The sequence below is a fragment of the Paracidovorax avenae ATCC 19860 genome, assembly GCF_000176855.2.
GTDB lineage: Bacteria > Pseudomonadota > Gammaproteobacteria > Burkholderiales > Burkholderiaceae_C > Paracidovorax > Paracidovorax avenae.
In genome coordinates this window covers 4,190,876-4,203,833 of the sequence record NC_015138.1, presented here as the reverse complement: position 1 = coordinate 4,203,833, position 12,958 = coordinate 4,190,876, and the positions used below count along the sequence as shown (strand labels likewise).

11 protein-coding genes are annotated in these 12,958 nt (G+C 68.6%); 9 read left to right on the top strand and 2 right to left on the bottom strand.

Annotated elements, in window-relative coordinates; genetic code table 11:
• Nucleotides 1-51 precede the first annotated feature (51 nt).
• From urtB to ACAV_RS18240, 8 genes are all read left to right on the top strand, one after another.
• Nucleotides 52-945 carry an urea ABC transporter permease subunit UrtB gene (urtB, locus tag ACAV_RS18275; protein ID WP_013596063.1) on the top strand — a complete coding sequence of 298 codons (894 nt, stop codon included), beginning with the start codon at nt 52-54 and terminating at the stop codon, nt 943-945.
• Nucleotides 946-948: 3 nt separating this feature from the next.
• Nucleotides 949-2,121: an urea ABC transporter permease subunit UrtC gene (gene urtC, locus ACAV_RS18270; protein ID WP_013596062.1), complete on the top strand. Its 1,173-nt coding sequence runs from the start codon at nt 949-951 to the stop codon at nt 2,119-2,121.
• Entirely contained in the window at nt 2,118-2,876 is a 759-nt protein-coding gene (urtD, locus tag ACAV_RS18265; protein ID WP_013596061.1) for an urea ABC transporter ATP-binding protein UrtD, read from the top strand. The genes urtC and urtD overlap by 4 nt, the downstream gene beginning before the upstream one ends.
• Entirely contained in the window at nt 2,870-3,562 is a 693-nt protein-coding gene (gene urtE / locus ACAV_RS18260) for an urea ABC transporter ATP-binding subunit UrtE (protein ID WP_013596060.1), read from the top strand. Before urtD ends, urtE begins: the two co-directional genes overlap by 7 nt.
• Nucleotides 3,563-3,619: 57 nt before the next feature.
• Nucleotides 3,620-5,347: a nitrilase-related carbon-nitrogen hydrolase gene (locus tag ACAV_RS18255; protein WP_013596059.1), complete on the top strand. Its 1,728-nt coding sequence runs from the start codon at nt 3,620-3,622 to the stop codon at nt 5,345-5,347.
• Between the two features lie 99 nt (nt 5,348-5,446).
• Entirely contained in the window at nt 5,447-6,349 is a 903-nt protein-coding gene (locus tag ACAV_RS18250) for a glutamate ABC transporter substrate-binding protein (protein ID WP_013596058.1), read from the top strand.
• A gap of 4 nt (nt 6,350-6,353) precedes the next feature.
• Nucleotides 6,354-7,016, top strand: coding sequence for an amino acid ABC transporter permease (locus ACAV_RS18245; protein WP_013596057.1), 663 nt, complete (start codon nt 6,354-6,356; stop codon nt 7,014-7,016).
• Complete coding sequence (locus tag ACAV_RS18240; RefSeq protein ID WP_013596056.1) at nt 7,013-7,813, top strand: amino acid ABC transporter permease; 801 nt, start codon at nt 7,013-7,015, stop codon at nt 7,811-7,813. Before ACAV_RS18245 ends, ACAV_RS18240 begins: the two co-directional genes overlap by 4 nt.
• Here the strand turns inward: ACAV_RS18240 and ACAV_RS18235 are convergent.
• Both ACAV_RS18235 and ACAV_RS18230 read right to left on the bottom strand, forming a co-directional pair.
• Complete coding sequence (locus tag ACAV_RS18235) at nt 7,734-8,693, bottom strand: sterol desaturase family protein (protein ID WP_013596055.1); 960 nt, start codon at nt 8,691-8,693, stop codon at nt 7,734-7,736. The genes ACAV_RS18240 and ACAV_RS18235 overlap by 80 nt on opposite strands.
• Nucleotides 8,694-8,811: 118 nt before the next feature.
• The gene (locus ACAV_RS18230) at nt 8,812-10,191 is read right to left on the bottom strand and encodes a M16 family metallopeptidase (protein WP_013596054.1); all 1,380 of its coding nucleotides are present in this window, start codon (nt 10,189-10,191) and stop codon (nt 8,812-8,814) included.
• Nucleotides 10,192-10,538: 347 nt separating this feature from the next.
• On the opposite strand from ACAV_RS18230, the gene ACAV_RS18225 reads away from it, so the two are divergent.
• Complete coding sequence (locus tag ACAV_RS18225; protein ID WP_013596053.1) at nt 10,539-12,809, top strand: type VI secretion system Vgr family protein; 2,271 nt, start codon at nt 10,539-10,541, stop codon at nt 12,807-12,809.
• Nucleotides 12,810-12,958: the final 149 nt, after the last annotated feature.

Sequence of the window (12,958 nt, the reverse complement as noted above, 5' to 3'; positions counted from 1 at the left end):
CGCGCCACCCGGCGCGGCGGCGCCTGCCTGCCTTCCTTCCATGGGAACCATATGCTGGATGTCTTCTTCATCGGCCTGAGCGTGGGCGCGATATTGCTGCTGGTGGCGCTGGGGCTGGTCATCACCTACGGCGCCATGGGCGTGATCAACATGGCCCACGGCGAAATGATCATGGTGGGCGCCTACACCGCGGTACTGGCGCAGATCTGGCTGGGATGGGGGCTGATCGCCTCGATTCCGCTGGCCTTCGCCAGCGCCGCGCTGCTCGGCCTGCTGATCGAGCGCTGCGTGGTCCGCAAGCTCTATGGACGCCTGGCCGATACGCTGCTGGCGACCTGGGGCGTGGCGATCCTGGTGCAGCAGGCGGTACGGCTCGAGGGCGGGCTGAGCTTCTTTGGCATCCACGTGCAGGGCCTGGGGCCCGGGCTGCAGAACCTGCCCGTGCCGGAGATGCTGCAGGGTGTCGTGCAGGTCGGCGGGGTGGCCATCAATGCCTACCGCGCGTTCATCGTGGCGAGCACCGCCGTGCTCACGCTCGGCACCTGGTTCCTCCTCTACCGCACCACCGTCGGCATGCAGGTGCGCGCGATCATCCGCAACCCGCGCATGGCCGCGGCGTGCGGCATCGACGTGCAGCGCGTCAACGCCTGGACCTTCGCCTTCGGCGCGGGCCTGGCGGGCGTCGCGGGCGTGCTGGTGGCGGGCTTCAAGACCGTATCGCCCGACATGGGCACGACCCTGGTGGTGGACGGCTTCCTCGTCGTGGTGGCGGGCGGCCTGGGCAGCCTGCTGGGCGCGGTGGTGACCGCGGTCGTGCTGGGCGAGGTCAACGGCGTGATCGCCACGCTGTCCAACGACATCGTGGGACGGGCCGTGGTCTTCGGCCTGGTGATCCTGCTCATCGTCGTGCGGCCGCAGGGGCTTTTCTCTTTCAAAGGGCGCTGAACCATGACTGCCTCCTTCGACCGGCGCGCGACCTTCGCCGCCTACGGCGCCTTCCTCCTGCTCGTGGCCCTGGCTCCGCTGGTGCTCGATCCCTTCTGGCTCAACCGCATCGCCAAGTACCTGGTGTACGGCATGCTGGGCGTGGCCATCGCCCTGGGCTGGGGCTATGCCGGCATCCTGAACCTGGGGCAGGGGCTGTTCTTCGGGCTGGGCGCGTACATGCTCGCCATGGCCCTCAAGCTCGCCAGCCCCGCCAGCCAGCAGCCGGGGGCGCACGGCCCGGTGCCGGACTTCATGCTGTCCAACGCCGAGCCGGGCGCCATCGTCGATCTGTGCTGCATCAACCGCGGCGCGTTCCTGTGGCAGCCGTTCCAGCACCAGGGCTTCGGCCTGGCGATGGGGCTGCTGCTGCCGATGGCGGTCGCCTTCGTGCTGGGCGCGGTGGTGTTCCGCAAGCGGATCGCCGGTGTCTTCGTCTCGATCATCACGCTCGCGGTGGTGCTGCTGGTGCGCCTGCTGCTGGTCGATGCGCAGCCGCTCACCAATGGCTTCAACGGCCTGACCGACCTGGCCTGGCTGCGCATCGGCGGGCTGGAGTTCGATCCGTTCGGCCTGCCGGCCTATTACCTCGTCGCCGGCACCCTGGCGGTGGTGCTGGTGGGCACCCGGCTGCTGGTGGCCACGCGCGCAGGCCTGATCCTGAAGGCCGCTGGCGAAGACCCGCTGCGCGCCCGCTACCTGGGCTTCGACGTGGCGCACTACCAGACCTTCTTCTTCACGCTGTCGGCCGGCATCGCCGCCGTGGCCGGCATGCTCTACGTGGTGGTGGCCGAGTTCGCCTCGCCCAGCTTCATGGACCTGGCGTTCTCCATCAGCATGGTGGTGTGGGCCGCGGTGGGCGGCCGGTCGTCCCTGCTGGGGGCCTGCCTGGGCGCCATCCTGATCAACCTGCTGGAGGCCACGGCGAGCGAGACGCCGGCCCTGGTGGAGGCCTGGAAAGTGGTCGTGGGCCTGGTCTTCGTGCTGGTGGTGCTGTATTTGCCCAAGGGCATCGCGGGCTGGGGGCACGACCTGCTGGCACGCCGGCGCAGGCCTGCCTCGCACGCCGGGAAAGTCCCGCAGGCTGTGCAGCCCGCAGAGGCCGCGCCCGTCCTTCCCGCCCGGGAGGCCGCATGACGCCCGTCGCACTGCAATTGGACGACATCGGCGTGCGCTTCGGCGGCTTCAAGGCCGTGGACGGCGTATCGCTCACCGTGCAGGAAGGCGAGCTGCGTGTCCTGCTGGGCGCCAATGGTGCCGGCAAGACGACGTTGATGGACCTCGTCTCCGGCAAGACGGCCAGCACCCAGGGCCGCATCCAGCTGTATGGCCGCGACATCACGCACTGGCCCGAGTACCGGGTGGCGCGTGCCGGCATCGGCCGCAAGTTCCAGATCCCCAGCGTGTTCCGGGAGCTGAGCGTGCGCGACAACCTGCGCGTGGCCAGCTGCCGCGAGCGCTCGATCCTGCGCAACCTGCGCTTGCGCTTCGGCAGTGCAGCGGAGACGCAGATCGACGAGATCCTGGCGCTGACCGGCCTGGAGGCCGAGCAGCACCTGCAGGCCGCGTTCCTGAGCCACGGGCAGACGCAGTGGCTGGAGCTGGGCCTCCTGATCGCGCAGAAGCCGCAGGTGCTGCTGCTCGACGAGCCCACGGCAGGCATGACGCAGGCCGAGACGCTGCGCACCTCGCAGATCCTCAAGGCCCTGCGCGGCCGCCACACCATCCTGGTGGTGGAGCACGACATGGCCTTCGTGCGCGAGATCGCCGAGCGCATCACCGTGCTGCACCTGGGCAAGGTGCTGGCCGAGGGCGACGTGGAGGCCATCGAACGCGATCCCCGGGTGCGCGAGGCGTACCTGGGCTCACACGGGATCAGCACACCATGCTAGAACTGAAGAACGTCCACAGCTACTACGGGCGCAGCCATGCGCTGCACGGTATCGACCTGCGGGTGCCGGCCGGCCAGGTCACGGCCGTGCTCGGGCGCAACGGCATGGGCAAGACCACGCTGCTGCGCACCCTGGTCGGCAGCCTGGTGCACAGCACGGGTGCCATCCTGCTGGACGGCGCCGACATCGCCGCGCAGCCCACGCACCTGCGTGCACGTGCCGGCATCGCCTATGTGCCGCAGGGCCGCGAGATCATTCCCGATTTCACAGTGCGGCAGAACATCCTGATGGGTGCCTTCGCCCGCCAGGGGCCGCGCGAGGTGCCGCCGCTGGCGCTGGAGCTGTTTCCCTACCTGGCCGCGAACCTCGACCGTCCCGGCGGCGTGCTGTCCGGCGGCCAGCAGCAGCAGCTGGCGATCGCCCGGGCGCTGGCCGCTGCGCCCAAGGTGATGCTGCTGGACGAGCCCAACGAAGGCATCCAGCCCTCGGTCGTGCAGGAGATCGAAGCCGCCATCGTGCGCCTGAATGCCGAGCTGGGCATGACCATGGTGCTGGTGGAACAGAACATCGGCTTCGCCCGCCGCGTGGCCAGCAGCTTCGCCATGCTGGAGAAGGGCGCGATCGCGGTCGCCGGCCCCATCGCCGGCCTGACCGATGCGGTGGTCGATCGCTACATGACCATCTGAGCCGGCTCCAGGCCTCCCTCCCTCTTTTTCTCCGTTGTTCATCCACAGGAGCCCTTCATGGTCCCTTCACCCTTTACCGCTGCCGCCGTCCAGTTCGAACCGGTCCTGAATGCCAAGGAACGCAATGTGCAGGCCCTGCTCGCCCTGGTGGACGAAGCCGCCGCGGCCGGCGCGCGCCTGGTCGTCACGCCCGAGATGGGCACCACCGGCTACTGCTGGCACGACCGCGACGAGGTCGCGCCGGTGGTCGAGCCGATCCCCGGCCCCACGACGGAACGCTTCGCCGCGCTGGCAAGCGCGCGCGATTGCCACATCGTCGTCGGCATGCCCGAGGTGGATCCGTCCACCAACCTCTACTACAACAGCGCGGTGCTGATCGGCCCCGGCGGCGTGGTCGGCGTGCACCGCAAGAGCCACTCGTACATCTCCGAGCCGAAATGGGCAGCGCCCGGCGACCTGGGCCACGCGGTGTTCGAGACGCCGCTGGGCCGCATCGCCCTGCTGGTCTGCATGGACATCCATTTCATCGAGACCGCGCGGCTGGAAGCGCTGGGCGGCGCCGACGTGATCTGCCACATCAGCAACTGGCTGGCCGAGCGCACGCCGGCGCCCTACTGGATCACCCGCGCAGCCGAGAACGGCTGCTACCTGGTCGAGGCCAATCGCTGGGGACTGGAGCGCACCGTGCAGTTCAGCGGCGGCAGCTGCGTGATCGCGCCCGACGGCGAGATCCTGGCCGTGGTCGATGACGGCGACGGCATCTGCTATGCGCAGATCGACCCGGCCCGCAGCCGCGCCCGCGAGTTCCTGGGCGAGCCGGTGATGGCGCAGCGCCGGCCGGAGCACTACCCCGCGCTGATGACCAACACCTTCCTGTGGAACCCGTCGGATTTCTTCCGCCTCTATGGGCACCGCCCGCTGCCGCCGGGCCGGCGGTCGGTGGTCTCGGTGGCCCAGTTCGCGCCGCAGCCGGAGGCCGGCGACAACCTGGCCGCCATCGCGCACTGGGCCGATGAGGCCCGGCGGCGCGACGGGGCGGAACTGGTCGTGTTCCCCGAGCGGGCCCTCACGGGGCTGCACGACCCCGTCCGGAGCGCCGTGCCGGCGGGCGGCGACGCGGTGGATGCGGTCGTGCACATCGCGATGCGGCTCGGCCTCTACCTGGTGGTGGGCTTTGCCGAACGCGATGGCGACAGCCTCTACAACAGCGCGGTGCTGGCCGGGCCCGAAGGGCGCATCGGCATCTATCGCCAGCTGCACCTGGCGCAGCAGGACCGCGCCTGGGCCACGCCCGGCGAGCGCTGGGCGGTGCACGACACGCCGCTGGGCCGCCTGGGCCTGCTCATCGGCCACGACGCCAGCTTTCCGGAGGCGGGCCGCGTGCTGGCGCTCGAGGGGTGCGACATCATCGCCTGCCCCGCGGCGCAGAGCGAGCGATTCACCGGTGCGCATGCGGGCTCCGCCGTGCGGCAGAACTACCCGATCCCCACGGGCAGCGATCCGCTGCACTGGCACCTCTACCGGGCACGCGCCGGCGAGAACAACGTCTATCTGGCATTCGCCAATACGCCCGAGGGAGGGCGCAGCGGCGTCTTCGGCCCGGACAGCTTCGAGTTTCCGCGGCAGGAAAAGCTGGTGTGGGAGGAGGAAGGCATCGCCAGCCTGGCCACCGACACCCGCGCTGCCGAGGGCAGCCGCTACCCCACCAGCGTCGTCCGCCGCAAGGACCTGGTGCTGATGCGCCTGCCGCACCATTACAAGCCGCTCATCGCTACCGGCGGATAGCCGCCAGCGAGCGGTTCGCCGACGCCAGCCGGGCGGGGGCACGTCCCGCGTGCTATACATTGACTGAAGCAACCCACCATCCGAGAGGACCGCATGCCGATGTCGATCAAATCCCTCCTGAAATCCTCCGTCGCGGCGCTGGCGATCGCCGGCGGCGGCGCGGCATCCGCCCAGGGCACGCCCATCGATGCCGCGGCGTTCGACGCGCTGGTGGCGCAGGGCCCCGTCGCCAGCGCCGAAACCATCGCCGCGAGCCCCTGGGCCAGCAAGATCAAGCAGGCCGGCACGCTGCGCCTGGGCGGCACCCAGACCTCGAACCTGTTCTCGCTGCTGAACGAGAAGGACGGCAGGATGCGCGGTTTCGACGCCGGCATCGCCCAGCTCCTCACGCGCTACATCCTGGGCGACGCCTCCAAGGTCCAGTTCACGCAGGTGACCTCGTCCACGCGCGAGCAGGTGCTCGTCAACGGCCAGGTGGACACGGTCATCGCGACCTATTCCATCACCCCCGCCCGCGCCGAGAAGATCTCGTTCGCGGGCCCGTACTACACCTCGCAGGCCGGGGTGCTGGTGAAGGCGAACAACCAGGCCATCCAGTCCTACAACGACCTGGGCGGCAAGAAGGTCGCCACGCAGGCGGGCTCCACGGGGCCGGCCATCCTCGCGCAGTTCGCGCCCAAGAGCACCGTGCAGGAGTTCCAGACGCACCAGGAGGCGCTGGATTCGCTGCGCCAGGGCCGCGTGGCCGCCTACGTGACCGACTACACGCTGCTGCTCAACACCCTGAGCCTGGGCACCGGCGACGCGAAGCTCGCGGGCGCCCCGTTCGGCGCGCAGGACCCGTACGGCATCGGCCTGCCCAAGGGCTCGGACGGCGTGGCCTTCGTGAACGCGTTCCTGAAGAAGATCGAGGCCGACGGCACCTGGGCCAAGCTCTGGACGATCGCCATCGGCCAGCGCACGGGCAGCACGGCCGTCCCCACGCCGCCTGCGCTGCCCTGAACCGATGGGCGAGGTAACCAGGCTCCTGGCCGACCAAGGGCCTGCCTTCTGGCAGGCCCTTTTGCTGACCTGGAAGCTCACCGCGCTGTCGTTCGTGCCGGGCGTGCTGCTGGGCATGGGGGTGGCGATGCTGCGGCTCTTTCCGCTGCCGCCGCTGCGCTGGGTGCTCACCCTCTACGTCGAGACCTTCCGCAACATCCCCAGCGTGGCGCTGCTGATCTTCATCGTGTTCGCGCTGCCCGATCTCGAATTCGTGATCGACTACGAGCCCAGCGTGGTGCTGACCCTGGTGCTGGTCTGCTCCGCATTCACGGCCGACTACGTGCGCTCGGGCATCAATACCATCCCCGGCGGCCAGGTCGAGGCCGCGCTCAGCTTAGGCATGCGGCCCGCGCGCATCATCTGGTCGGTGGTGCTGCCGCAGGCGCTGCGTTCGGTGGTGCAGCCGATGACCTCGCTGCTCATCGCGCTGATGCTGTCCACCTCGCTCGCGTCGCAGGTGCCGTTCCCGGGCCGGGAACTCACCACGCTCGTCTCCAAGATCGCGACCGACTCCGCGGCCGGCATGGCTGCCTTCGCCGTCGCGGCCGCGATGTACGTGGCCACCGGCCTGCTCATCGCGTGGGCGGGCGCGGCGCTGGACAGGAAGCTGCGGATCCTGCGATGAACCGGTCCCTCGAAGACATCCTGTTCGGCGCGCCGAACCCCCGCACCCGCACCGTCACCCGGGTGGCGAGCGCGGTCGCGGTGGGCCTGCTGCTGCTGCTCGCGGCCGGCATCGCGTTCCGCTTCCATGCCGCCGGGCAGCTCGATGCCCGCTACTGGAAATTCTTCGCCTGGCCGACGACCTGGGCCTTCCTGGCCAAGGGCCTGCTCGGCACGCTGGCCTCGGCGGCGATGGCCGCGGTGATCGCGCTCTCCCTCGGGCTGGTGCTGCTGGCGGGGCGCCTGGCGCGGTACCGGCTCGTGCGCTGGCCGGCCGTCGCGGCCATCGAGTTCCTGCGGGGCACGCCGACGCTGCTGCTCATCTACGTGTGCTTCCTGGTGCTGCCGTCGGCCGGCATCAAGCTCGGCACCTACTGGATGCTGACCCTGCCCATCGGACTCAGCACGGCCGCCGTGGTGGCCGAGGTCTATCGCTCGGGCGTGCTCGCCGTGCCGCGCGGCCAGGCCGATGCCGCGCGCAGCCTGGGCATGAAAGAGACCCAGGTGTTCTTTGCCATCGTGTTTCCGCAGGCGCTGCGCTACATCGTGCCGGCCCTGGTCGCGCAACTGGTGATCGTGGTGAAGGACACGACCTTCGGCTATGTCGTCACCTATGGCGAGCTGATGCAGAACGCGCGGGTGCTCATCGCCAACTACCACTCGCTGGTGCCGGTGTATCTCATCGTGGCGGCGCTGTACTGCCTGGTGAACTACGCGATTTCCCGGGCGAGCCGGCGGCTGGGCCGGCCGGTGCATTGAGCGCGGCACGGCGCAGGTCCTCGGTGGTTTCCCCTGCGCCGCAGGGGCGCCAGCCCGGGGGCTGGAACAGGTAGCCCAGCGCCTCGGGCACCGAGCGCGCGCCGCGCAGGTCGCGCCACAGGCTGCGCCACTGGTCGAACTCGATCTTCAGCAGGTTGTAGCCCGTGACCGGCCGGACGAGGCCGTAGCGGCACGGCAGGTCGGGGCGCTCGGCGATGTAGGTGCCGAACAGCCGGTCGAAGACGATCAGCACGCCTCCGTAGTTGCCGTCCAGGTATTCGAGATTGGACGCATGGTGCACGCGGTGCGCCGAGGGCGTGTTCAGGATCCATTCGAGCGGGCCCAGCCGGGGGATCCAGGTCGCGTGGATCCAGAACTGGTAGAGCAGGTTCAGCGACAGCATGACCAGGATCACCTTCGGCGGCATGCCGAGCAGGGGCGCGGCCATGAAGAACAGCAGCGTGCCGGTGAGCTTGCCCGTCCAGCCGAAGCGGTAGGCGGCCGACAGGTTCAGGTCGTTCGGCGAATGGTGGATCGCGTGGGTGCACCAGAACCAGCGCACGCGGTGCGCGGCGCGGTGGTACCAGTAGTAGCAGAACTCCTGGGCGATGAAGCAGGCGGCCCAGCCGGTCCAGTGGTCCATGGGCAGCGTCCAGAGCCGGTGCTGGTAGAGCCAGTCCATCGCCTGGCTCCAGAACGCGAGCGGCAGCAGCCAGCGCAGGGGGTACTCCCGCACCAGGAAGTCGATGAGCGACACCCCGCTCGCACGCCAGTCGTACCGGGGCCCCGCCGCGCGCAGCGACAGCACGGCGGCCTCCGCGGCGGAGGCGACCAGCACGGTCAGTACCGCGAACTTCAGGATCGTGTACAGGAGCTCCATGCCGCCAATCTGGCGGAAAACGCGCGGTGGCGCCAGTGCGATGCGACGGAAGGCACGGCAGGGGAGCGAACCGGGGGATGGACGGCGCCGCCTGCCGTGGGGGCTTTCGCCGGGGCGGTCAGGCGGCCTGGCGGCCCCTCGCTGCCAGCGATGCCGCCAGCAGCCGCGCGGACTTCGCGTTCACGCCCTTGCCGGTGATCGACAGCGCCGGCGGATGGGCGAGCATGTGCGCGAACACCTGCTGCACTTCGTCTGCGCGGATGTCGCCGATCAGCGCGATCGTGTCGGCCAGCGGCGTCACGGTGCCGTGCGCGAACACCTCCTCCACGGCCCGCTCCATCGTCGCGAAGGGCCGCTCGCTGGCGCGCACGCGCGAGACCGTGAGCTGGTTCTTCGCGCGCTCCAGGTGCACCGGATCGATGGCGGCTGCCTGCGCATGCAGCAATTCGCCCGTGGCACGCACCAACTCTTCGACCTTGTCCGGCGTGGTCACCGCATGCACCAAGAAGTTGAGCCACGCGTCGCCACTGTCGATCGTGGCGTCGGCGTTGTAGGCCAGGCCCAGCCGCTCGCGCACCGTGTCCACCAGCGGCGAGGACATGCCGCCGCCGAACAGGTTGGCGGCCAGCGCTGCGGCCAGGCGCCAGCGTGGGGGCAGCATGGCCTGCACCGTGCCGGCACCCTGCCATTCCGGCCCAAAAGGACCGGGCAGCGGATAGGCGATGTTCAGGAACACCTGCGACACCTGCGTGAAGCGCCGCGCCACGGCCTGACCGACGTGCGGGGCGGGCGTGGGCGGCTGCACCCCGGCGCCATCGGCGGCCTGTGCCCCCGATGCGGACAAAGACGCGGGCATGGCAGAGAACAATTCCTCCGCTCGCCGCATCCATGCATCGACGTCGAAATTCCCCGCAGCCGCGACGATGGTCTTGCCGGCCACGTAGTGCCGCTGCACATGGCGAACCAGGTCGTCGCGCGTGAAGCCCTCGATGTTCTCCACCGTGCCGATCACCGGCATGCCCATGGGATCGTCGCCCCACAGTGCACGGTCCAGCAGGTCGCTGGAGCTGTCCTCCGGGTCCTCGTCGTACTCGATCGCCTCCTGCCGGATCACCTCCAGCTCGCGCTGCAGCTCGGCCTCGGGGAAGGTGCTGTGCAGCACGATGTCCGCCGTCATGCCGAGCAGCTGCAGCGCATGCTGGCCCAGCCCGGTCATGAAGTAGCCCGTGCTGTCCTTGCCCGTGTAGGCATTCACGTCCGCGCCCAGCCGCTCCGCATCGAGGTTGATCGCCTGCACCGAGCGCGTGGCCGTGCCCTTGAAGGCCATGTGCTCCAGCACGTGGCTGATGCCGTTGGTGTCCGGCGTCTCGTCGCGCGAGCCCACGCGCAGGAACACGCCGACGCTGGCACTCTGCACGTGGGGCATGGGGAGGGCGAGGAGGCGGACGCCGTTGGGGAGGGTGTGGAGGAGGGAAGTGGGAGAGGGGGGATGGGCCATCGATGGTCTGGGCAGGGAATCTTTGCGCTTCTATCGGACAGACGCGGCGTATCGTTCCATGGCTCGCTGCCTGCATGCCGCATTGTCGTCGGGCCGTGATGGAGCGTGTGATACGCAGGTGTTGCGTTCCGAGGGCGCATAGGCGGCAGATTGGTATTTTGATAAAGATTAATGGTTTTGATAAATTTTGTTGATGCGACTTGGCGCTTCCAATAGCCCTGTGCGTGAATGAACATTTGCAAACAAATTGCCTGCGTCGGAAGCCTTTCCAACTCATCGTTACGCCTTCTATCATCGCGGCCGTTTCAACTTGACTCTGCAGCAACCGAGGGGCTGCAGCCATAACAATGACACGCCGCGTCACCATCCAGACGCCCCTGGGAGAGCAGCTGCAGTTCCGGCAGCTGCGGGGCAGCGAGGAGCTGAGCCAGCTTTTCTCCTTCGACATCGACCTGCTCTCGGAGGGGCGCGACATCGATCCCAAGGCGCTGCTGGGCAAGACGGCGACGGTGGAGATCGAGACCGAAGGCGGTGGCAAGCGGTACCTGGATGGCCTGGTCACGCGCTTCGGCATGCAGGGCCAGGACCACCGGCTCTATTCGTACCACCTGCGCCTGCAGCCCTGGCTCTGGGTGGCCACGCGGCGGCAGGATTTCCGCATCTTCCAGTTCAAGACCGTCCCGCAGATCGTCCAGGAGGTGCTGGGCCGCTACGGCTACCCGATGCAGCTCAAGCTCACGCGCGCCTACCGCGCCTGGGACTACTGCGTGCAGTACGGCGAGAGCGATTTCGACTTCGTCTCGCGGCTGCTCGAGCATGAAGGGGCGTACTACTACTTCCAGCACGCGAGCGGCCAGCACACCCTGGTGATCGCCGACGACATCGTGGCCGGCCACGAGCCCTTGCCGGGCGCGGCCGTGATCCCGTTCTACCCGCCCGAGAAGTCGGCCGTGGCGGACCGCGAGAACATCCACGCCTGGACGCTGGGCGAGGAGATCAAGCCGGGCCGGTACTACAACGACGACTACGATTTCAAGAAGCCGAGGTCGGATCTTTCCAACATGCGCCAGCAGCCCCCGGGGCATGCGCACGATGCGTACGAGATCTACGAATGGCCGGGCGGCTACGTGCAGCACGGCGACGGCGAGCAGTACGCCCGCGTGCGGCTGCAGGAAGGCCTGACGGGCCACAGCACCGTCCGGGGCGAATCCCGCCACCGGAGCCTCGCGACGGGCTACACCTTCACGCTGGAGAACTACCCGCGGGGCGACCAGAACCGCCAATACCTCATCACCGGCGTCACCTACCACCTGCACGAGAACCCGCGCAGTTCCTCGTTCAACAGTGCGAAGCCAGGGGAATCGCTCAAGCACAACGAAGAGCAGGGGTCGTTCCAGAAGTTCAGCCTCACGGCCCAGCCCACGAGCCTGCCGTACACCCCCGCCAGAAAAACCCCCAAGCCGCGTACCACCGGCCCGCAGACGGCCGTCGTGGTCGGCCCGGCCGGGGAAGAAATCTGGACGGACGAATACGGCCGCATCAAGGTGCAGTTCCACTGGGACCGGCTGGGGGCGATGGACGAGAACTCCAGCTGCTGGATGCGAGTGGCGACGAGCTGGGCAGGCTCGGGATTCGGCGCGATCTCCATCCCGCGCATCGGGCAGGAAGTGATCGTCGATTTCCTTAATGGCGACCCGGACTATCCCATCGTCACGGGCAGCGTCTACAACGCCGCGAACATGCCGCCCTGGGCCTTGCCGGGCAATGCCACGCAGTCGGGCATCAAGACCAAGTCGAGCAAGGGCGGGGCGTTCGGCGACGGGATGAAGAACGGCGCGGGCGATGCGAACGCGATCCGCTTCGAGGACAAGAAGGGCGCGGAGCAGGTGTGGCTGCACGCGCAGAAGGACCAGCTCATCGAGGTGGAGAACGACGAGGACCACTGGGTGGGGCAGGACCGGCGCAAGACCATCGACCGGGACGAGACGAACACCATCCACCGGGACCGTACGGAGACGGTGGACCGCAACGAGAAGATCACGGTGCATGGCTGGCGCACCGAGGAGGTCGATGGCGACGAGACCATCACCATCCACTCCAACCGCAAGGAGCGGGTGGACCACAACGAGACGATCTCCATCGGCGACAACCGCGACGAGACCGTGGGCGCCAACGAAGACATCCGCATCGGCAACCACCGCAGCAAGACCGTCGGGCAAAGCGAAAAAGACCGCATCGGCACCAGCTGGAACATCCGGGTGGGCACGATGAAGACCGAGACCATCGGGATGACGGCCATGCAGAACGTGGGCCTGGCCAAGATGGTGAACGTGGGGCTGGCCTACAGCGTCAACATCGGCGGCGTGCGCAACGACATCGTGGGCGCGAACTGGACCCGCACGGTCGTCGGCAGCGATTCGGTCAGCGTGGGTTCGGACCGCAAGGCGAGCGTGAGCGGCGCGGACAGCCTGGAGGTGTCGGGCGCGCTCACGGTGAAGGCCAAGACCATCACGCTGGAAGCGGGCGACGAGATCACGCTGCGCTGCGGATCGAGCACCGTGCGGCTCACGCCTGCGCTCATCGAAGTGCTGTCCTCGCTGGACAAGCTCAACTGCTAGGCGCACCGATGCGAGGTGCTCCGCGCGCACGTGCGCAGGAGCGGGCATCGCAACCACCATACAGAGAGCCACAGGTACTGCTTGCTTGAAAGAGCGCAGTGCCTTGGCCTTGTGGGCGCCACGACGAAGAACAAACAAGCAAGCAAGGG